Origin of the sequence: Roseateles hydrophilus (assembly GCF_026712245.1) — a bacterium.
Classification (GTDB): Bacteria; Pseudomonadota; Gammaproteobacteria; order Burkholderiales; family Burkholderiaceae_C; genus Pelomonas; species Pelomonas hydrophilus.
Window position 1 is genome coordinate 427,421 of sequence record NZ_JAPPUY010000002.1, and the last position, 20,675, is coordinate 448,095.

General features: G+C 69.3%; 19 protein-coding genes. 12 read left to right on the forward strand and 7 right to left on the reverse strand.

Annotated features, from left to right (window positions below; all coding sequences use genetic code 11):
• Positions 1–5 precede the first annotated feature (5 nt).
• Positions 6–2,180, reverse strand: coding sequence for a cyanophycin synthetase (locus tag NYO99_RS09110; RefSeq protein ID WP_268166861.1), 2,175 nt, complete (start codon positions 2,178–2,180; stop codon positions 6–8).
• Between the two features lie 88 nt (positions 2,181–2,268).
• Between NYO99_RS09110 and NYO99_RS09115 the strand changes: the two genes are divergently transcribed.
• From NYO99_RS09115 to NYO99_RS09150, 8 genes are all read left to right on the forward strand, one after another.
• The gene (locus NYO99_RS09115) at positions 2,269–4,509 is read left to right on the forward strand and encodes a cyanophycin metabolism-associated ABC transporter (RefSeq protein WP_268166862.1); all 2,241 of its coding nucleotides are present in this window, start codon (positions 2,269–2,271) and stop codon (positions 4,507–4,509) included.
• The gene (locus NYO99_RS09120; RefSeq protein ID WP_268166863.1) at positions 4,506–4,979 is read left to right on the forward strand and encodes a cyanophycin metabolism-associated DUF1854 family protein; all 474 of its coding nucleotides are present in this window, start codon (positions 4,506–4,508) and stop codon (positions 4,977–4,979) included. Before NYO99_RS09115 ends, NYO99_RS09120 begins: the two co-directional genes overlap by 4 nt.
• 27 nt (positions 4,980–5,006) lie before the next feature.
• Complete coding sequence (locus NYO99_RS09125) at positions 5,007–5,813, forward strand: MliC family protein (RefSeq protein ID WP_268166865.1); 807 nt, start codon at positions 5,007–5,009, stop codon at positions 5,811–5,813.
• A gap of 119 nt (positions 5,814–5,932) precedes the next feature.
• Positions 5,933–6,274: an HPF/RaiA family ribosome-associated protein gene (locus NYO99_RS09130; protein WP_268166866.1), complete on the forward strand. Its 342-nt coding sequence runs from the start codon at positions 5,933–5,935 to the stop codon at positions 6,272–6,274.
• Between the two features lie 49 nt (positions 6,275–6,323).
• Entirely contained in the window at positions 6,324–6,593 is a 270-nt protein-coding gene (locus tag NYO99_RS09135; RefSeq protein ID WP_268166867.1) for a TFIIB-type zinc ribbon-containing protein, read from the forward strand.
• 30 nt (positions 6,594–6,623) lie between these two features.
• The gene (htpX, locus tag NYO99_RS09140) at positions 6,624–7,505 is read left to right on the forward strand and encodes a protease HtpX (RefSeq protein WP_268166868.1); all 882 of its coding nucleotides are present in this window, start codon (positions 6,624–6,626) and stop codon (positions 7,503–7,505) included.
• On the forward strand, positions 7,502–8,713 hold the full coding sequence (locus tag NYO99_RS09145) for a methionine aminotransferase (protein ID WP_422395486.1): 1,212 nt from the start codon (positions 7,502–7,504) through the stop codon (positions 8,711–8,713). Before htpX ends, NYO99_RS09145 begins: the two co-directional genes overlap by 4 nt.
• 117 nt (positions 8,714–8,830) lie before the next feature.
• Complete coding sequence (locus NYO99_RS09150; RefSeq protein ID WP_268166870.1) at positions 8,831–9,517, forward strand: methyl-accepting chemotaxis protein; 687 nt, start codon at positions 8,831–8,833, stop codon at positions 9,515–9,517.
• Positions 9,518–9,523: 6 nt separating this feature from the next.
• Here the strand turns inward: NYO99_RS09150 and NYO99_RS09155 are convergent, their stop codons facing one another.
• Entirely contained in the window at positions 9,524–9,898 is a 375-nt protein-coding gene (locus NYO99_RS09155) for a MerR family transcriptional regulator (protein ID WP_268166871.1), read from the reverse strand.
• 78 nt (positions 9,899–9,976) lie between these two features.
• Here NYO99_RS09155 and NYO99_RS09160 point away from each other — a divergent pair, with 78 nt between their 5' ends.
• Together NYO99_RS09160 and ilvD are read left to right on the forward strand one after the other, a co-directional pair.
• Complete coding sequence (locus NYO99_RS09160) at positions 9,977–10,423, forward strand: hypothetical protein (protein ID WP_268166872.1); 447 nt, start codon at positions 9,977–9,979, stop codon at positions 10,421–10,423.
• A 59-nt stretch (positions 10,424–10,482) separates the two neighbouring features.
• Complete coding sequence (gene ilvD, locus NYO99_RS09165) at positions 10,483–12,345, forward strand: dihydroxy-acid dehydratase (RefSeq protein WP_268166873.1); 1,863 nt, start codon at positions 10,483–10,485, stop codon at positions 12,343–12,345.
• A gap of 72 nt (positions 12,346–12,417) precedes the next feature.
• Here ilvD and NYO99_RS09170 read toward each other — a convergent pair whose 3' ends face one another.
• Positions 12,418–13,188, reverse strand: coding sequence for a PEP-CTERM sorting domain-containing protein (locus NYO99_RS09170; protein ID WP_268166874.1), 771 nt, complete (start codon positions 13,186–13,188; stop codon positions 12,418–12,420).
• A gap of 185 nt (positions 13,189–13,373) precedes the next feature.
• Here NYO99_RS09170 and NYO99_RS09175 point away from each other — a divergent pair, with 185 nt between their 5' ends.
• The gene (locus NYO99_RS09175) at positions 13,374–14,186 is read left to right on the forward strand and encodes a S1C family serine protease (RefSeq protein ID WP_268166875.1); all 813 of its coding nucleotides are present in this window, start codon (positions 13,374–13,376) and stop codon (positions 14,184–14,186) included.
• An 88-nt stretch (positions 14,187–14,274) separates the two neighbouring features.
• Positions 14,275–14,946, forward strand: coding sequence for a hypothetical protein (locus tag NYO99_RS09180; RefSeq protein WP_268166876.1), 672 nt, complete (start codon positions 14,275–14,277; stop codon positions 14,944–14,946).
• A 64-nt stretch (positions 14,947–15,010) separates the two neighbouring features.
• On the opposite strand, the gene NYO99_RS09185 is transcribed toward NYO99_RS09180, so the two are convergent.
• Genes NYO99_RS09185 through NYO99_RS09200 form a run of 4 tightly spaced genes read right to left on the reverse strand, consistent with a single transcriptional unit; the run spans position 15,011 to position 20,665 of the window.
• Complete coding sequence (locus tag NYO99_RS09185; protein ID WP_268166877.1) at positions 15,011–16,276, reverse strand: Zn-dependent hydrolase; 1,266 nt, start codon at positions 16,274–16,276, stop codon at positions 15,011–15,013.
• Positions 16,277–16,286: 10 nt separating this feature from the next.
• Positions 16,287–17,735, reverse strand: a complete 1,449-nt coding sequence (hydA, locus tag NYO99_RS09190; RefSeq protein WP_268166878.1) for a dihydropyrimidinase — start codon at positions 17,733–17,735, stop codon at positions 16,287–16,289.
• Positions 17,732–19,147, reverse strand: a complete 1,416-nt coding sequence (locus tag NYO99_RS09195; RefSeq protein ID WP_268166879.1) for an NCS1 family nucleobase:cation symporter-1 — start codon at positions 19,145–19,147, stop codon at positions 17,732–17,734. Before NYO99_RS09195 ends, hydA begins: the two co-directional genes overlap by 4 nt.
• Positions 19,148–19,165: 18 nt before the next feature.
• A complete protein-coding gene (locus NYO99_RS09200) occupies positions 19,166–20,665 on the reverse strand; it encodes a CoA-acylating methylmalonate-semialdehyde dehydrogenase (RefSeq protein ID WP_268166881.1) in 1,500 nt (499 codons plus the stop codon).
• Positions 20,666–20,675: the final 10 nt, after the last annotated feature.

The following is a 20,675-nucleotide window of genomic DNA, read 5'->3' on the forward strand; positions in this document are numbered from 1 at the left end:
TGACGTCAGGCGAGGTGGAGCTCGGGCACGAAGGTGTCCAGGCCGGCAGCGATCAGCTCGGGTGAAATGCCCAGCGCCCAGGCCGCGGCCACGGCGGCCAGCAGCGTGGCGGCGTCGGGGGCGGGGGCGCCGAAGCGGCGCAGCAGCGCGTCGATGTTGGCGCCGGGCGTCTCGGCCGGGCCGTGGGCCAGCACCGCCGCACCGCCGCGCAGGAAGACGGCACGGCCGCCGCGGTCGCGGTGGCGCTGCAGCGCGTCCAGGCTGCCGTCCTCGGCGTAGAAGACGACCTCGCCATCGCTGAGCTCAGCCATATCCACCAGGCGCGGGTGGGCCGCATGCAGCACGCTGGCGCCGTCGCTGAGCACCACGTCGACCTGGGTGCGCAGCACCTTGTAGAGCTGGTCCACGTCCTGCACGTCGAACTCGGCCAGGCCGGCGATGCCGTCCAGGTCGGTGACGACGCCGACGCTGGCGCGGTCATAGGCCAGGCCGTCGCGCAGGATGCTGGCGGCATCGTTCTCGACGACGACCGCGTTCACGCCGCGGTTCATCAGCAGGCGGTGGGCGGCGTCCCAGCGGGCGCTGTCCTTCTTCTCGACACAGCGCGTGCCCAGGAACAGGCCGTCACGGCAGGCCAGTCCCACATGGCGGCCGTTCAAGTGCAGCAGCCAGGCGACGAGGCGGGCGATCTGGCGCCCGCCGCGCGAGCCGGCCACGCCGACGATGGGAATGCGGCCGGTCTCGTCCTCGGCAAACAGGTGGTCGATGATGGCCTGGCCCACGGGCTGCGGCGCGCCGCCGGCAGGCTTCAAATGCATCAGCAGGCCGGGGCCGGCGTTCACCTCGACGATGGCGCCGCCGGTCTCGCTCAGCGGCTTGGCGATGTCCTCGGTGACAAGGTCCACGCCGGCGATGTCCAGCCCCACGGTGCGCGCGGCCAGCGACACGGCATGCGCCACCTCGGGGTGGACCTCGGCCGTGCAGTCGATGGCGACATTGCCGTTGCGCTGGATCAGCACCGCCTTGCCGGCCGCCGGCACGGACTCGGGCGTGACGCCCTGGCGCTGCAGGTCCAGCAGCACGACGGGGTCGTCGCCCAGCACGATCTTGTTGAGCGGGAACTCCTCGGTGACGCCGCGGCGCGGGTCGGTGTTGATCTGCAGGTCGATCAGCTGGGCCACGGTGTGCGTGCCGTCGCCGTGGATCCACGCGGCCTCGCCGCGCGCGGCCGCCACGACCTGGCCGCCAACCACCAGCACGCGGTGCTCGTTGCCGCGGATGTAGCTTTCCACCAGCACCGACGAGCCTTCCTCGTCCGCCAGCTTGAAGGCGGCCTCGCAGTCGGCTTCGTTCGTGATGTCCAGCGTGACGCCGCGGCCATGGTTGCCGTCGCTGGGCTTGATGACGACGGGCAGGCCGATGTCCTGCGCGGCGCGCCAGGCGGCGGCGGCGGTCTTGACCTCTTCACCCTCGGGCACCGGGACACCCACGGCCTTGAGCAGCGTCTTGGTCAGGTCCTTGTCGCCAGCAATGCCTTCGGCGATGGCGCTGGTCATGTCGGTCTCGGCCGTCCAGATGCGGCGCTGGCGCGCGCCGTGGCCCAGCTGCACGAGGTTGCCGTCGTTCAGGCGGATGTGCGGGATGCGGCGGTCGGTCGCGGCCGCGACGATGGCGGCCGTGGAGGGGCCCAGGTAGCAGTCGTCCAGCTTGTCGCGCAGCCGGGCGACGGCGGCGGGCACGTCGAAGGGCTGGTCGTTGATCATGGCCATGATGAGGGCGTGGCCCTCGGCCAGCGCCGCGCGGGCCACCTGCTCGTCGCGGGCGCGGAACACCATGCGGTAGACGCCGCGCTGGCTGGTGCTGCGCGTCTGGCCGAAGCCGGTGGGCATGCCGGCCAGGTTCAGCAGCTCGATGACGATGTGCTCCAGCACATGGCCCATCCAGGTGCCGTCACGCAGGCGCTCGATGAAGCCACCGCGCTCGCCGACGCCGCAGTGGTGTTCGATGAGGGCGGGCAGGGCGGCGGTCAGGCGGTCGTTGAAGCCGGGCAGCAGGTTGGAGGGGAAGTCCTCCAACTCGCCCAGGTCCAGCCAGACCTCCAGCACAGGCCGGTAGGTCCACATGTTGGGACCGCGCAGGTAGTTGATGCGCAGCAGGCGGATGTCTTCTTTTTTGCTCATGGGGGTGGTTTGGGCGCGGCGGGCGCCCGGAATTGTGCGCCGAAGTCATCGGGGAGAATCGCGTCAGCCCTTCCGAGCCAACAACTGCATGCAAGACCTACTTCCAGTGACAGCACCTCATCCGCAATCGGCCGCGCTGCAGGGGCGGCTCCTGGCTGGCGAGAACGTGCTGGCGACCGTGGAGGTTGACCTGGACGCGCAGGGGCGTTTCGCCCAGGGCCTGCTGGCGTTGACGAGTTCACACCTGCGCGCCTTCGAACCCGCCACCGGCACCTGGAGCGAACACGCGCTGGCGCCGGGCCAGGCGCTCAAGCTCAGCGACCACGGTGGCTTGGCCTTCCTCGAACTGTCTGATGCGTCCGGCCGCCTGGCGCGCTGGCGGTTCACGCTGGCGGGCAACCCCGCGGCCGTGCGCCTGGTGGACGCCTTTGAGCGCGAGGTGCAGCGCCTGGCCGGCCAGCCGCTGCCCGAGCCCGAGGAGGAGGGCGAGGACTTCGATTTCGGCGAGTCCAGCGCGCCGCCCAGCACCTGGGTGCTGCTGCGGCTGTGGCGCTTTGCCAAGCCCTACCAGGGCCAGCTCTTGCTCGGCTTTGCGCTGATGCTGGGCGCCACGGGCGCGACGCTGGTGGCGCCCTACCTCACCATGCCGCTGATGGACCGGGTGCTCATCCCCTTCCAGAACGGCCAGGCCATCGACACCGGGCTGGTGGCGCTGCTGCTGAGCGGCTTGGCCGGCGCGGCGTTGCTGTCCTGGATGCTGGGCTGGGCCAAGACCTACCTGCTGGCGCTGGTGTCCGAGCGCATCGCGGCAGACCTGCGCACCGCCACCTTCGAGCACCTGCTGGGCCTGTCGCTGGAGTACTTCGGCAACAAGCGCACCGGCGACCTGATGGCGCGTATCGGCTCGGAGACCGACCGCATCAGTGTGTTCCTCAGCCTGCATGCGCTGGACTTCATCACCGACGTGCTGATGCTGGGCATGACGGCGGTCATCCTGTTCAGCATCCACCCGGGGCTGGCGCTGGCGACGCTGGTGCCGCTGCCCTTCATCGCGTGGCTCATCCACCTCGTGCGCGACCGGCTGCGCACCGGCTTCGAGAAGATCGACCGCGTATGGGGCGAGGTCACCAACATCCTGGCCGACACCATTCCCGGCATCCGCGTCGTCAAGGCCTTCGCGCAGGAGGCGCGCGAGGCGCGGCGCTTCAAGGCCGCCAACGCCGCCAATCTGCAGGTGAACGACCGGCTGAACAAGACCTGGAGCCTGTTCACGCCCACCGTCGCGCTGCTGACCGAGATGGGTCTGCTCGTCGTCTGGGGTATCGGCATCTGGTTGATCGCGCACCAGAGCATCACGGTCGGCGTGCTGACAGCCTTCCTGGCCTACATCGGCCGCTTCTACTCGCGGCTGGACTCGATGAGCCGCATCGTCTCCGTCACGCAGAAGGCCGCGGCCGGCGCCAAGCGCATCTTCGACATCCTGGACCACGTGTCCAACGTGCCCGACCCGGTCAATCCGCTGCCGTTCGAGAACGTCACGGGCGCCATCTCGATGCAGGGCGTCAACTTCCGCTACGGCTCGCGCTCGGTCATCCGCACGCTGAACCTGGACATCCGCCCTGGCGAGATGGTAGGCCTGGTGGGCCACAGTGGTTCGGGCAAGAGCACGCTGGTGAACCTGATCTGCCGCTTCTACGACGTGACCGAGGGCGCCATCAAGGTGGACGGCGTGGACCTGCGCCGCGTCAAGGTGGCCGACTACCGCAGCCACATCGGCCTCGTGCTGCAGGAGCCCTTCCTGTTCTTCGGCACCATTGCCGAGAACATCGCCTACGGCAAGCCGGGCGCCACACGTGACGAGATCGTCGCGGCCGCCCGCGCCGCCCACGCGCACGAGTTCATCCTGCGCCTGCCTCACGGCTACGACAGCCTCGTCGGCGAGCGCGGCCAGGGCCTGTCGGGCGGCGAGCGCCAGCGCATCTCCATCGCCCGCGCGCTGCTGATCGACCCGGCCATCCTCATCCTCGACGAAGCCACCAGCGCCGTGGACACCGAGACCGAGAAGGAAATCCAGCGCGCGCTGGACAACCTCGTGAAGGGGCGCACCACCATCGCCATCGCCCACCGGCTGTCCACGCTGCGCAAGGCCGACCGCCTGGTCGTCATGGACCGCGGCGAGATCGTCGAGCTGGGCCCGCATGACGAGCTGATCGCCAAGCAGGGCCACTACTGGCGCCTGTGGGAGGCCCAGGCCCGGCGTGTAGACCAGGAAGACCTGGAAGAGCACGACGTCGCCCCCAACCCCAATGCACACACGGTGAACGCATGAGCGATCTGCCTTTTCGTGACCTCGCCGTGGATGCCCACGGCAAGCTGGTGCTGACCGACCTGGACGGCGCCACGCACGCCGGCGTGACGCCCGTGCGCGCCCACCCGATCTCGGCGCCGGACGAGGGCGTGTCGCTCATCGGCGTGCATGGCCACGAGCTGGCCTGGGTGCCGCGCCTGTCCGCACTGCCTGACGCGTTCCGCCGCGTGCTGGAGGCCGAGCTGGCGGCGCGCGAGTTCCACCCCGTGCTGCAGCGGCTGATCTCGGTGAACACCTTCGCCACGCCCAGCACCTGGCGCATCCAGACCGACCGCGGCGAGGTGGACTTCGTGCTGAAGAGCGAGGAAGACATCCGCCGGCTGGAGGAGGGGCGGCTGCTCATCACGTCCACGCACGGCGTGCAGCTGCAGGTGCCGGATCGCTGGGCGCTGGACAAGGCCTCCAAGCGCCTGCTGGAACGATTCCTTTGATCGACGGCCGCGCGCCGGGAGTTGCCGATGAAGACCCTGCTCGCTGCCACGCTGATCTGCCTCTCGATGCTTGCGCACGGCGCAGCGCCGTCGTGCGACGCCCGCTGGCAGCGCGACGTGCAGGCCCGCCTCGGCGGTGACGGCCACGCGCCGGACCTGGGCAGCGCCGAGTGGCAGGGCGCCGTTGAACACCAACTGGGCCTGCGTGACCTGCCGGCGCGCGACACGCCGGCCTGGTGCGCCCGCGTGCAGCAGGCGCTGGACGAGGCCCGCCGCGCGCCCACCTGCCGCACCCGCCAGCCGCGCGGCAGCGTGGAGGCGCTGGTATGCGAACGCGCCGGGCTGGCGCTGCTGGATGCGCGCGTGGCCCAGGCGTTCACCGCTGCGCAGCAGCGCGCCGTGAACGAGCGCCCGCCGGTGCTGGCGGCCGAGCAGCAGGGCTGGCGGCGTGAGCGCCACGATTGCTGGAAGGCCGGGCCGGACGCGGCGTCCGCCACCGACACGGCGGCCCGCGTGGCCTGCGTGCGCGAGTCGTCGGCCCGCCGGCTGCTGGAACTGCAGGCGCGCTACCGGTTGGTGCCGGTGTCCGCCACGGCGCGTTGGCAGTGCGATGACCGCAGCGAGGTGACGGTCAGCTTCTTCAACGCCACCGAGCCGCCCAGCCTCATCGCCGAGCGTGGCGACCAGCGCTCGCTGATGACGCAGCAGCCCGCCGCCAGCGGCAGCCGCTACCAGGGCCGCAACGAGACCTACTGGGAGCACCAGGGCGAGGCCCGCGTCGTCTGGGGCTGGCAGGCGCCGGAGCTGCGCTGCCTGAACACGCCGATGCGCTGACGCGTCGGCGGCGAGTGTCAGGCTTCCGCGCTTTGGAAGTGACGCTCCCGAATTGCTTGCTGTGAGCGGCGTGCTGACGCCCCTACGTTACGGACTCCTTCCACTGCTGGAGTCCTGCCATGCAAGTCTTGTTCAGTTGCCGTGCGCCTCATGCCGGCGACCTCCGTGAGTTGGCACGCCTGCGGCTGCGTGCGGCGCTGCAGCGGCTGTCCTCGCGCGTCCCGCGGGTCACGGTGCAGCTGACCGATGTCAACGGCCCCCGCGGTGGCGTGGACAAGCGCTGCCAGCTGACGCTGCACACGGCCGGGGCCGGCAGCGTCATCGTCACGGCGGTGGCCAGTCAGTGGCGTGCAGCGTTTGACGAGGCCCTGGCCCGCGCGCAACGGCTGTTGGCACGCCTGCTGCACCGCCTGCCGCGCCGTGCCACGCCGCTGCGCCGGCTGCGCGAGCCCGCACGCTGATGCGCGAGCGTCTGCCGCCTTGTTTGCGTCATCACCACGAGGATCGTCCATGAAGTGCCCCACCTGCCCCGATGCCACCCTGGTCATGGCCGAGCGCCAAGGTGTCGAGATCGACTACTGCCCCAGCTGCCGCGGCGTCTGGCTGGACCGCGGCGAGCTGGACAAGCTGATCGAGCGCTCTGCCGCCGCTGCCCCTGCTGTGCCCGTGGCGCCCCCGCACATGCCGCAGGGCCAGCGCCGCCCGGATTTCGTTGATTCCGACTACGGCCACAAGTCCGGCTATCGCCGCAAGTCCTGGCTCAGCGACATCTTCGACTGACACCCCGCCACCACCACAGAGAGTTTGCATATGAAACGCGTCATGCTGTTCCTGCTCACCAACCTGGGCGTCATGCTGGTGCTGGGCCTGGCCGTGCACCTGCTGGGGTTGAACCAGTTCCTCACGGCCAACGGCCTGAGCGTCGGCGGCCTGCTCGCCTTCGCGGTGGTGATGGGCTTTGGCGGCGCGTTCATCTCGCTGCTGATCAGCAAACCGATGGCCAAGTGGACCGCCGGGGTGCAGATCATCGATGGCTCGCCAGACCCGACCCACCGCTGGCTGGTGACCACCGTCGCACGCTTCTCGGCGGCAGCGGGCATCCGCGCGCCCGAGGTGGGCATCTACGATGGCCCGCCCAACGCCTTCGCGACGGGTGCGTTCAAGAATTCGGCGCTGGTGGCCGTGTCCACCGGGCTGCTGCAGTCCATGACGCGTGAGGAAGTGGAGGCCGTCATCGGCCACGAGGTGGCTCACGTCGCCAACGGCGACATGGTCACGATGGCGCTCATCCAGGGCGTCATGAACACCTTCGTCGTGTTCCTGTCGCGCGTCATTGGCTACGTGGTGGACAAGCTGGTGCTGCGCAACAACCAGGAAGGCCCCGGCATCGGCTACTACGTGACGACCGTGGTGCTGGACCTGCTGCTGGGCGTGGTGGCGGCGATGGTGGTGGCCTGGTTCTCGCGCCAGCGGGAGTTCCGCGCCGATGCCGATGCGGCGCGGCTGATGGGGCACAAGCAGCCCATGATCAACGCGCTGGCCCGGCTTCACGGTCTGGACCCGGGCGAGATGCCCAAGGCGCTGCAGGCCATGGGCATCAGCGCGCGGCCCAGCGGCTGGCTGGCGCTGTTCTCCAGCCACCCGCCGATGGATCAGCGCATCGCCCGGCTTCAGCAGACGCCGCTGCAATGACCGGCGCGGGGCGGCCGCAGGCCTCGCCACAATGCGTGGCCAACGCAACCGCCCCGCCGCCCATGCCTGCCCTGCCACAAAAGCTGCCCAACACCGGCACCACCATCTTCACCGTCATGTCGGCGCTGGCGGCCGAGCATGGCGCCGTCAACCTCGGCCAGGGCTTCCCGGACTTCGGCGCCGACCCAGGGCTGCTGCAGGCCGTCACCGACGCGATGGCCGCCGGCCACAACCAGTACCCGCCGATGACCGGTGTGCCGGCGCTGCGCGAGGCCGTGGCGGCCAAGCTCAACACGCTGTACGGCGCCGCCTACGACGCCGGCAGCGACATCACCATCACCGCTGGCGGCACGCAGGGCCTCATCACGGCGCTGCACGCCTGCGTCGGCGCGGGCGACGAAGTCCTCATCATCGAGCCCGCCTACGACAGCTACGACCCCGCCATCCGCCTGGCCGGCGCCGTGCCGGTGGGCGTGCCGATGACGGCGGATTACCGCATCGACTGGGCCGCCGTGCGCGCCGCCGTCACGCCGCGCACGCGCGCCCTCGTCATCAACACGCCGCACAACCCCAGCGGCCGCGTGGCCACCCGCGCGGACCTGCAGGAACTGGAACGCATCGCTGAAGCCCATGACCTCTTCGTCATCAGCGACGAGGTCTACGAGCACATGGTCTACGACGGCGCGCCGCACGAAAGCGTGGCGCGCCACCCGGCGCTGCGCGAGCGCAGCTTCCTCGTCAGCAGCTTCGGCAAGACCTTCCACGTGACGGGCTGGAAGGTCGGCTTCGTCGCTGCGCCACCGGCGCTGAGTGCCGCGTTCCGGCGCCTGCACCAGTACACCGTGTTCACCGTGCACACGCCGACGCAGCACGCGCTGGCCTCCTACCTGGCCGACCCCGCGCCGTGGCAGGGCCTGAGCGGCTTCTACCAGGCCAAGCGCGACGCCTTCCGCGCCGCGTTGGCGGCCACGCCGCTGAAGCTGCTGCCCTGCGAGGGCACGTACTTCCAGACGGTGGACTACAGCGCCGTGTCCGACCTGAACGAGCTGGACTTCGCCCGCTGGCTGACCACCGAGATCGGCGTCGCCGCCATCCCGCTGTCGGTCTTCTATCAGCAGCCGCAGGAGCGCCGGCATGTGCGCTTTTGCTTCGCGAAGCGGGACGAGACGCTGGCCGAGGCCGTGAAGCGCCTGGCAGCATTGGCCTAACGCGCCACGCGGCGGCGCCTGCCGTGATTGGCATGCCCCGTGCTAACCCTCGTGATGAGGCGACGGCGGGCCTGGCGGCCCGGATGTCCGTCGTGAACCAGATCACGGAGACCCATCATGCTGCACCAGTCGCGTGCCCCCGGCGATGCACCAAAGCGAGCCACGCCCGCTGTGCGTGCACAGACGGCCGGCGAGTTGTTCGGCAAGACCATCAACCTGTCGGGGCGCCGCCGCTTCACGTCGCAGCGCGTCGTGCTGTATGCCGTGCTGGCCGCGCAGGGGCGCGAAGGCGCGCTGCTCACGGCGCGGGAGGCGCTGGCGACCTTTGGCGACGCGCATGGCGCCCTGCTTACGGGCGAGCTGGCTCCGCAGGCGTTGGGTGAGGCGCTGACCGAGGCCTACTTCGGCGCCGACAAGGCCAACGAGCGCATCCTCGCGTTCATCGACCAGGCGCGCCGCACGCTGGACGCGATTGCCGCGCAGGCCTTCAACGCGCCGGCGCAGCTGGAGGCCTTGGTGGAGGCCGCCACCCCGTTGCTGGCCACGCTGAACCGGCTCACGCAGGTCTATGAAGACCTGGCCCGCCAGCAGGCTGCGCAGGCCAAGAAGCAGCTCACCACGGTGATGGGCGACATCGAGCAGATCGCCAAGCATGCGCGCATCGTGTCCTTCAACGCGCAGGTGGTGGCGGCGCGGGCCGGCACGGCCGGGCGCGAGTTCGCCGTGGTGTCGGGCGAACTGACCAGCATCACCGGCCGGCTCGACGGCCTGGTGCGCGAGGCGGTGCGCAGCGCCGTGGCCTGAACGCGCTCAGGCCTGCGGCCGCAGCGGGCAACTGGCGCCGGCTTCGGGCGTCTCGGCCAGCCGCGTGGCCAGCGTGGTGCGCAGGCCTTGCAGCGCGCTGATGCGGGCGTCGATGTCGGCCAGCTTGCGCGTCAGCGTGGCCCGCAGCGCCGGGCCGGCGTCCTCGCCTTGGACCAGCTGTGGCAGGTCGGCCGCAATCTCGGCCAGCGTGAAGCCCAGCTGCTGCGCGGTGCGCACATAGCCCAGCCATTGCACGGCGTCCTCGGGGTAGTCGCGGTAGCCGTTGGCGCTGCGGCGCGCCTGCAGCAGGCCGCGCTTCTCGTAGAAGCGCAGGCTGTCGCGGGAGAGGCCGGTGCGCTCGCTTAGGGTGCCGATCTGCATGGGGTGTCAAAAAAGCCTTGACCCTGGAGCGTAGTCCAGGGGTGACGCTGCGCGCCTTCGTCACTTCACTCTGCGCCCATGCCCGCCTTCAGCCCCGCCCAGTTTCGCCGTGTCGTGCAGGCCAGCGCCGTGTACGACCTGGTCGTCACCGCGCCCTTCGCCACGCCGTGGACGTTTGCCATCGCCTTCGGGCAGCTGAGCGCCGTCAACCAGGCGCTGGGCGGCCAGCCCTTGCCGGCCTTCGCGCCGATGCAGCTGCTGTTCGCACTGCTGATGGGCAGCGTGGTGATGGTGTGGAGCGTGCTGCGGCTGCGTCAGCCGACGCGTCAACTCGGCCGGCATGACGCCGCAGCGCGGGCGCTGTTCAGCCTGTGGATGGCCTGGACCTGGGCGCAGACGGGCGAGCCGGTGCTGCTGCTGTTCCTGCTGCCCGAGCTGAGCTGGGCGGTGGTGCAGGCCTGGCGCGTCGCCGGCGCGGAGCATTCGGTAAGGGGCAACCGAGCTTTCGGGGCGCTTTTGGAATAACCCTGGCGCCGGCGCCGCCGGACAATCGCAGCTCCCTTGCATCCGCACCGACTGCTGCCATGCCCACGCCTTACCGCTCCAAGACCTCCACCGCCGGCCGCAACATGGCGGGCGCCCGCTCGCTGTGGCGCGCCACCGGCATGAAGGACGACGACTTCGCGAAGCCCATCATCGCCATCGCCAACTCCTTCACCCAGTTCGTGCCCGGCCACGTGCACCTGAAGGACCTGGGCCAGCTGGTGGCGCGTGAGATCGAGCGCGTGGGCGGCGTGGCCAAGGAGTTCAACACCATCGCCGTGGACGACGGCATCGCGATGGGCCACGACGGCATGCTGTATTCGCTGCCCAGCCGCGACATCATTGCCGACTCGGTCGAGTACATGGTCAACGCCCACTGCGCCGACGCGCTGGTGTGCATCTCCAACTGCGACAAGATCACCCCCGGCATGCTGATGGCCGCGATGCGGCTGAACATCCCCGTGGTGTTCGTCTCCGGCGGCCCGATGGAAGCCGGCAAGGTGCGCCTGGCCGTGCCCGGCACCGCCACCATCGAGATCAAGAAGCTGGACCTCATCGACGCGATGGTCATGGCCGCCGACAGCAAGGTCAGCGACGCCGACCTGGCCGAGGTCGAGCGCTCGGCCTGCCCCACCTGCGGCAGCTGCTCGGGCATGTTCACGGCCAACTCCATGAACTGCCTGACCGAGGCGCTGGGCCTCTCGCTGCCCGGCAACGGCACGGTGGTGGCCACGCACGCCGACCGCGAAGAACTGTTCAAGCAGGCCGGCCGCACCGCCGTGGAGCTGTGCAAGCGCTTCTACGAGCAGGACGACGCGAGCGTGCTGCCGCGCGCCATCGGCAAGAAGGCCTTCGAGAACGCGATGACGCTGGACATCGCCATGGGCGGCTCCACCAACACCATCCTGCACATCCTGGCTGCGGCGCAGGAGGCCGGCATCGATTTCGACATGAGCGACATCGACCGCCTCTCGCGCGACGTGCCGCAGCTGTGCAAGGTGGCGCCCAACACCAACAAGTACCACATCGAAGACGTGCACCGTGCCGGCGGCATCATGGCCATCCTGGGCGAGCTGGACCGCGCCGGCAAGCTGCACACCGACGCGCCCACCGTGCACGCCAAGACCCTGAAGGACGCGCTGGACCAGTGGGACATCGCCCGCAACCCGAGCGACGCGGTCAAGACCTTCTACAGGGCCGGCCCCGCCGGCATCCCGACGCAAGTCGCCTTCAGCCAGAACACCCGCTGGCCCAGCCTGGACTTGGACCGCGCCGAGGGCTGCATCCGCTCGTTCGAGCATGCCTTCAGCAAGGAAGGCGGCCTGGCCGTGCTGCGCGGCAACATCGCGCTGGACGGCTGCGTGGTGAAGACCGCCGGCGTGGACGACAGCCTGCTGGTGTTCGAAGGCCCGGCGCACGTCGTCGAGAGCCAGGACGAGGCGGTCGCCAACATCCTGGACGACAAGGTCAAGGCCGGTGACGTCGTGGTGGTGCGCTACGAAGGCCCCAAGGGCGGCCCGGGCATGCAGGAAATGCTCTACCCCACCAGCTACATCAAGAGCAAAGGCTTGGGCAAAGCCTGCGCGCTGCTGACCGACGGCCGTTTCTCGGGCGGCACCTCGGGCTTGTCCATCGGCCACTGCTCGCCCGAGGCGGCAGCCGGCGGCGCGATCGGCCTGGTGCGCAACGGCGACCGCATCCGCATCGACATCCCGAACCGCACCATCGACGTGCTGGTCAGCGACGAGGAGCTGGCCAAGCGCCGCGCCGAGCAAGACGCCAAGGGCTGGAAGCCGGCCGAGGCGCGCCCCCGCAAGGTGAGCGCGGCGCTCAAGGCCTACGCGCTGCTGGCGACGTCCGCCGACAAGGGCGCCGTGCGCGACCTGGGCCAGCTGGAAGGCTGATCTCGCGCGCTGGCGCCAGGCAGCAAAAAGCCGCCCCGAGGGGCGGCTTTTTCATGGCGCAGGCGCGGCTGCTCAGGCGGCCTTGCGGCGGCGAGCGGCGCCGAACACCAGCGCGCCACCGGCGGCCAGCAGGGCCAGCGAGCTGGGCTCGGGCACGGCGGCGATGGGCGTGGCCAGGCCGGTGGACACGGATAAGCGTGCCTGCAGCCGGGTGGCCTCGGCGCTGTAGTTGGCGAAGCTGGCTGACAGCAGGCCCGAGGAGCTGGGCGTCAGGGTGCCGGCGCCGAAGCTGGCAAAGGCCTGGCGCGTGCCGGTGCTGCCCACGGTCACGCCGTCGCCGGGCTGCAGGAAGCGCAGGCTGGCTTGGCTCATCAGGTCGGTGTTGTCCACGATGTCGCTGCCGTTGACGGCCACGTGCGTGTTGGCGCTCATCAGGATCAGCGTGCCCGGGCTGACGAGGACGTTGAAGCCCGCCAGGGCCTGCGCGCCGGCGTCGCCGTAGGGCGAGGGCAGGGCGCTGTTCAGGCTGGCCATCAGGCTGAAGCTGGTGGGCGAGCCGGCAACGCCGGACACCGAGGCCAGGGCCGACAAGCCCGTGCCGCTCAGCGAGGCCTGGGCCGTCAGGCCGCCCTGGCTGTCGAGCAGGCCCGATGCGGTGTACGTGGTGGCCGAGCCGATCTGCGACCCCACCAGCGTGAAGCTGGCGGCGATGCCGTCGTCCGGTGTCAGGTCGAACACCTGGATTTGCAGGTTGGACACGGTGGCCGTCAGGCCCGCTGCGGCGGCGTGGCCGGCGATCAGCAGCAGCGCGCTCAGCGCGGCGGCCTTCTTGGTGAACGTCATGGGGCTAGAGCAGGTGAGATTTGGCAAGGGCGCGAGGGTAAGCGCCGCCATGCACGCAGGCCGGCGTACAGCACCCCGCAGGCGCGGGGTGGGTTGTTGCGTGGGCGCACCCCCAGGCTGGCAACCGCCGGGCTGCAACGCATGCAGTAGGCTCGCACATCTGTTGTTGTTCTGGCCTTTCCACCATGCCTGTCGCGCCTCGCACCCCGCCCGACCTATCGTCCTGCCAGCCGTCCCGGCGCCACCTGCTGGTGATGGCGGCGGGCCTGCTGGCGGGCAGCTCGGCAGCTGTCGCCGAGCCCCTGCCGGCGCTGATCGCACGGGTCAAGCGCTCCGTTGTCGCGGTGGGCAGCTACGGGCTGATGGACACGCCGCGCTTTGGCTTTCGTGCGGCGGGCTTCGCCGTCGGCGACGGCCTGCATGTGCTGACCAACGCGCATGTGGTGCCCGAGGAAACGCCCGAGCGCATCGACCGCAGCATTGCGGTGCAGGTGTGGCTGGGCGACGACCAATGGCAGCTGCGCAGCGCCAAGCTGCTGGGCCGTGACCTGCGCAACGACCTTGCGTTGCTGGCCATCGACGGGCCGGCGCTGCCGGCGTTGAAGCTGGCCGAGCAGGATGCGCCGGAAGGCACGTCCATCGCGTTGATGGGCTTCCCCATCGGCAATGCGCTGGGCCAGGTGCTGGCCACGCACCGCGGCATCGTGTCGGCCTGGACGGCCATCGCGACGCCTGCGGGCGGCCCGGCGGGCCTCAACCCGCGCGCCGTGCGCCAGCTGCGCGACGGCGCTTTCAAGGTGATGCAGCTCGACGCCGTCGCCTACCCCGGCAACAGCGGTGGCCCGGTGCTGGACATCGAGACCGGCGAGGTGGTGGGTGTGCTGCAGGGCGGCGCCATCAAGGGCACCAAGGAGGCGGCGCTGAGCGCGCCGACGGGCATCAGCTATGCGGTGCCCGCGAGCACGGCGGCGAGGCTGCTGGCGGAGTACAAGCGCTGACCGATCTGTCCGGCTCTGACCTAGGACAGTTTGTGATCCGTGTGGACTCTGCTGGGCAAGAATTCAAGTCGTTATGGGAGGACTTGAGATGAAGGACAACAGGTTCCGATTTGGTTTGATTGCCACCATTGCTTGGCTTGGCCTGATGACGTGGCAGTGGTACAGCGTGGGCTTGCCTGACAAGCTCAACGAACGTGGCGTTTTTTTCGCTGGTTTTTTTGCGCCACTCGCATTCCTGTGGCTAGTCCTAGGGTATTTGCAGCAAGGCGAAGAGCTACGTCAGAGCACCGAAGCATTGAGATTGCAGGCTGAGGAGTTAAGAAACTCCGTCGAGCAGCAAAGCCAACTGGTTGAGGTCAGTCGACGGCAACTGGAGCAAGAGGCGCATGCGCTTCAGGAAGAGCGCCAGCGCCACACCGATGCATTGCGGCCTCGATTCCAGTTGTCTCACAACGGGTACGCAGGAGCGAACGGTTATTTCAACGTGCCGCTCGTTTTCCGGAATGAAGGTGGAGCGTCAGTTGACACCACCGTGTTGTTGACCGCACCCAATGGCAAGGTAACGGTGGTGAGCCATGAGCTAATTCGGCGTGGCGGGGAGCGGCTTGTAGTTGTCAATCTCACGAATGGCCACTGGCAAGGAGAGATTGAATGGAAGGATGAATCCGGCAACCTAGGCCGCGAGCTGTTCGCGCTAAGAATGGATGGAAGCACGCTGCTGTTTGATCAGCCAACGCCTAGCGAGTCGTCGCACATGTAGTGAGTCGCACGTCGCCCAGTGCCTGACGTGCTTTGTTTTGTCCGGCGTGTTGCGTCCCAGCAGCCTATGAGTTTCTTCGCGCCGAACTTAGCATCGCCTGCAGCAGCACGTTGCACCCCGCCTCGATGTGCTCGGGCTTGGCGTCCTCGATCTCGTTGTGGCTGATGCCGTCCTTGCAGGGGATGAAGATCATGCCGGCCGGGGCCAGGCGGGCCATGTAGACGGCGTCGTGACCGGCACCTGAAACCGCGGGCATGTTGCTGTAGCCCAGCGCGTCGGCAGCCTGTTGCACGGCGGCGATGCAGTCGGGGTGGAAGGGCTGCGCGGGGTAATGGCTGACCGGTGTGATCTCGATGCTGAGCCCTGACTCGGCCGCGAGCTTGGCGGCCACGGCGCGGATGTCCGCGTCCATCGCGTCGCACAAAGCGTCGGTCGCGTTGCGCAGGTCGATGCTGAACTTCACGCGGCCCGGGATGACGTTGCGGCTGTTGGGGTGCACCTGCACCATGCCGACCGTGCCGCGGCCATGCGGTGGGTGGCGGTGGGCGCAGGCGACGACCTCCTGCATCAGCTTCGTCGCCACCTGCAGCGCGTCACGGCGCAGCGCCATCGGCGTGGGGCCGGCGTGTGCCTCCATGCCGGTGACGACGCAGTCGTACCAGCGGATGCCCAGCACGCCGGTCACGACGCCGATGGTCTTGTCGTGATCCTCCAGCACCGGGCCCTGCTCGATGTGGGTCTCGAAGTAGGCGCCGATGGGGTGGTCGCCGGGCTCCTGCTCGCCGATGTAGCCGATGCGCTCCAACTCGCCCTTGACCGTCTTGCCTTCGGTGTCGGTCGCCGCGTAGGCATGCTCCAGCGTGAAGGCCTTGGCGAACACGCCCGAGCCCATCATGACGGGCACGAAGCGCGAGCCCTCTTCGTTGGTCCAGAAGGCCACCTCGATGGGCGCCTCGGTCTCGATGCCGTGGTCGTTGAGCGTGCGCACGACCTCGATGCCGGCCAGCACGCCGTAGTTGCCATCGAACTTGCCGCCTGTGGGCTGGGTGTCGATGTGGCTGCCTGTCATGATGGGCGGCAGGCTGTTGTTGCGGCCTGGTCGGCGCATGAAGCCATTGCCGATCTGGTCGATGGTGACCGTCATGCCCGCCTCGCGCGCCCAGCGCGTGACGAGGTCGCGGCCCTGCTTGTCGAGGTCGGTGAGGGTCAGGCGGCAGACGCCGCCCTTGTCGGTGGCGCCGATCTGCGCGAGCTCCATCAGCGAGGCCCAGAGGCGCGGGCCGTTCACGCGCAGCGCGGCGAGGTCGATGGGTTTGGTGGGCATGTCCATGGTCGAGTCCTCAGCGTGCGACCGCGGTGGGCGCGAGATCGTGGGCGCGCTTGGCAGCCGCATCGAACTGCGGGCCGTAGGGCGGGCGCTTCAGGTAGCGGCCGGTGCCGGGTTCGGCGCGCAGGTCGCCGCGCGCGAAGACGACGCGGCCCTGGGCGATGGTGTGGCTCGGGATGCCGCGCACGGTGCGGCCCTCGAAGATGTTGAAGTCGTTCTTCGAGAACTGCGTCTTGGCCGACAGCGTCTTGGTGCCGGCCGGGTCCCACAGCACGAGGTCGGCGTCCGCCCCCTCGGCGATCACGCCCTTGCATGGGTACATGTTGAAGAGCTTGGCGGCGTTGGCCGACGTGATGGCGACGAACTCGCTGGGCGTCAGGCGCCCGGAGTTCACGCCGGCATCCCACAGCACGGCCATGCGCTCCTCGACGCCGCCGCAGCCGTTGGGAATCTTGGCGAAGTTGTCGATGCCCGCGGCCTTCTGGCTCGCGCAGAAGGTGCAGTGGTCGGTGGCCGTCGTGTGCAGCTGGCCGCTCTGCAGGCCGCGCCACAGGAACTCCTGGTGGATCTTGGGCCGGAACGGCGGGCTCATGACGTAGGCCGCGGCGGTGGCGAAGTCGGGGTCGCGGTAGACGCTGTCGTCGATCAGCAGGTGGCCGGCCAGCACCTCGCCGTACACGCGCTGGCCACGGGCTCGCGCGCGGGCGATGGCTTCGGCGCTCTCGATGCAGCTCACGTGCACGATGTAGATGGGCACGCCCAGCACGTCGGCAATGGCAATGGCGCGGTTGGCGGCCTCGCCCTCCACCATGGGTGGGCGGCTCATCGGGTGGCCCTCGGGGCCGGTGATGCCCATCTTGGCGACCTCCGCCTGAAGCAGGTAGACGAGCTCGCCGTTCTCGGCGTGCACCGTCGGCATGGCGCCGAGTTCGAGCGCACGCTTGAAGCTGTTCACCAGCGTCTCGTCGTCGCACATGATGGCGTTCTTGTAGGCCATGAAGTGCTTGAAGCTGTTCACGCCTTCCTCGCGCACCAGGTTACCCATGTCGTCACTGACGCTCTGGTCCCACCAGGTCACGGCCACGTGGAAGGCGTAGTCGCTCGCGGCCTTTTCGGCCCAGCCGCGCCAGGTGCGGTAGGCGTCCATCAGCGGCTGCTGGGGGTTGGGGATGACGAAGTCGATGATGCTCGTCGTGCCGCCGGCCAGCGCGGCCGCGGTGCCGGTGAAGAAGTCGTCCTGCGTGACCGTGCCCATGAAGGGCAGCTGCATGTGCGTGTGCGGGTCGATGCCGCCGGGCAGCAGGTACTGGCCGGTGCCGTCGAGCGTGGTGGTGCCGGCGGGGGCTTCGCGCGCGGCGCGTTCGCCCAGCGCGGCGATGCGGCCGTCGACACAGAGAACATCCTGGCGCGTCTCGGCGTCGGCATTGACGACCGTGGCGCCCCGGATCAACAGTGAACTCATCGCGAACCTCCGCGTGGCATGGAGAAGTAATAGACCGTGCCCGACACCGCCAGGCTGAAGAACCAGCCGAAGTCGAACAGCGTGACGAGGGCCGGTGCGACCGAGGCTTTGTCCAGCACGCCCGACACCACCAGGTAGCCGGGCAGGCAGGGCAGCACGCCCAGCGCCAGCGCCAGCAGGGCGCGGCCGTTCCAACCGCCGCTGTACTCGTAGGCGCCCCCGCGGCGGTAGAGGTCGGCGCTGTTCAGCTCGGTGCGGCGGATCAGGTAGTAGTCGGTCAGCAGGATGCCGGCGATGGCGCCAAGCAAGGTGCCGTAACCGCCCAGCCAGGTGAACAGGTAGCCGCCGGACGTGGCCAGCAGCTTCCAGGGCATGAAGAGCAGCCCGATGACCGCCGCGATCAGCCCGCCCATGCGGAAGCTGATCTTGCTCGGCGCGAGCTGCGAGAAGTCGTAGCTGGGCGACACGAGGTTGGCCGCGACGTTGGTGGTCAGGTTGGCCAGGAGGATGACCAGCAGGCCCAGGCCTGCAGCGACGGGGCCCATCTTGGCCAGCAGCGCGTCGGGGAAGAGCTCGGCCTTGCCGTACAGGATGGCGCTGGCCGAGAAGCCGATAACACCGACCATGGAGAACAGTGCCATCGGTACGGGCAGGCCGAGCGCCTGGCCGACGGTCTGGTCACGCTGCGTGCGGGCGAAGCGCGTGAAGTCGGGGATGTTGAGCGCCAGCGTCGCCCAGAAGCCCACCAGGCCGGTCAGCGCTGCCCAGAACTTGGAGCCGCCGGGCACGTCCTTGGCCGGCAGGCCGAAGAGCTGGGCGCTGGGCACCAGCATCACCAGTGCCACGACCAGTGCGATGGACGCGCCGATCATCAGCGGTGCGGCAATCACTTCCAGCAGCCGGATGGACTCCGTGCCCTTCCAGATGAAGACGATGTGCAGCGCCCAGAAGGCGATGAAGCAGGCGAGCTGCGAGCTGCTGATGGTCTCGCCCGGCGCGGGAGCAGCCAGGCCCAGGCCCAGCACGTTCAGAAAGCTGTGCAGCGCCAGCGCGCCGAAGTAGCAGTTGATGGAGAACCAGCCGCAGGCCACCAGCCCGCGCAGCACGGCCGGCAGGCTGGCGCCCTTCACGCCGAAGGACGCGCGCGCCAGCACCGGAAAGGGAATGCCGTGCTTGGGCCCGACCCGGCCGATGAGGATCATCGGCACCAGCACGATGAGGTTGGCCAACAGCACGAGCCCGACCGCCTGCTGCCAGCTGAAGCCCTGGTCCAGCATGGAGCTGGCCATGGTGTAGGTCGGCACGCACACCACCATGCCCACCCACAGCGCCGCGAAGTCCTGCCAGCGCCACGTTCGCTGAGCAACAGTCGTCGGGATCAGATCGTGGTTGCTCAGCGAGGGGTCAGTCATGGCGCGTTTCCGTGAGGTTTAAGTGTTCTGAGGAAAAGCAAATTGCGGGCCCTTGGGCGTGCTGTCGGGCCAGCGCTGCATGACAGCCTTGTGCTTGGTGTAGAAGCGCACCGCCTCGGGCCCGTAGGCGTGGTGGTCGCCGAACAGGCTGCGCTTCCAGCCGCCGAAGCTGTTGAAGGCCATCGGCACCGGCAGCGGCACGTTGACACCCACCATGCCGACCTGGATGTGGTGCACGAACTCGCGCGCCACATGGCCGTCGCGGGTGAAGATGGCGACGCCGTTGGCGTACTCGTTGGCCTCGATGAGCGCGATGGCGGCGGCCAGGTCGGGCACGCGCACGACGCACAGCACGGGGCCGAAGATCTCCTCGGTGTAGCAGCTCATGTCGGCGCTGACGCCGTCGAGGATGGTGCCGCCGACGAAGAAGCCGTCTTCATGGCCCGGCACCTTGTAGCCGCGGCCGTCCACCACGGCGGTTGCGCCGGCCTCGACGCCTTCGCCGATCAGTCGCTCCACACGCTGCTGCGAGGCGCGCGTGATCAGCGGGCCCATTTCGGCGCCGGCCTGGTGGCCTTCGCCGATCTTCAGTGCTTTCACCTTCGGCGCGAGTGCTGCCACGAGCTTGTCGCCGACGTCGCCCACGGCCACGCAGACCGAGATGGCCATGCAGCGTTCGCCGGCCGAACCGTAGGCCGCGCCCATCAGCGCGTCCACGGCGCCGTCGAGGTCGGCGTCGGGCATGACGACCATGTGGTTCTTCGCGCCGCCCAGCGCCTGCACGCGCTTGCCGTGGGCGCTGCCCACCTTGTAGATGTGCTCGGCCACCGGCGTGCTGCCGACAAAGCTGACGGCCGCGATGCCGGGGTGGGCCAGGATGGCGTCCACGATGTCCTTGTCACCCTGGATGACGCTGAACACGCCGTCCGGCAGGCCGGCTTCCTTCAGCCACTGCGCCATCAGCAGTGACGAGGACGGGTCGCGCTCGCTGGGCTTCAGGATGAAGGCATTGCCGCAGCCGATGGCGATGGGATACATCCACATCGGCACCATGGCCGGGAAGTTGAACGGCGTGATGCCGGCCACCACGCCCAGCGGCTGGCGCATGCTCCAGGCGTCCATGCCACGGGCGATCTGCTCGGTGTACTCGCCCTTGAGCAGCTGCGGCATGGCGGTGGCGAACTCCACCACCTCGATGCCGCGGGCCACTTCGCCCAGTGCATCCGGCACGGTCTTGCCGTGCTCGCGCACGATGGCGTCGGCGAGCTGCTCCTTGCGCTCCTGCAGCAGCGTGAGGAACTTGAACAGCACGCGGGCGCGGGCCAGCGGCGGCGTCTGGCTCCAGGCCTTGGCGGCCTGCGTGGCGCTGGCGACGGCGGCGTCCAGGTCGGCCACGCTGCCCAGCAGCAGGCGGCCCTGCACCTGGCCGGTGGCGGGGTTGTGGATGTCTTGCTGGCGCTCGCCGCTGCCGCGCGTGGCAGCGCCGTTGATCCAATGGCCGACCTCGTAGTGACTCATCACTGATCCT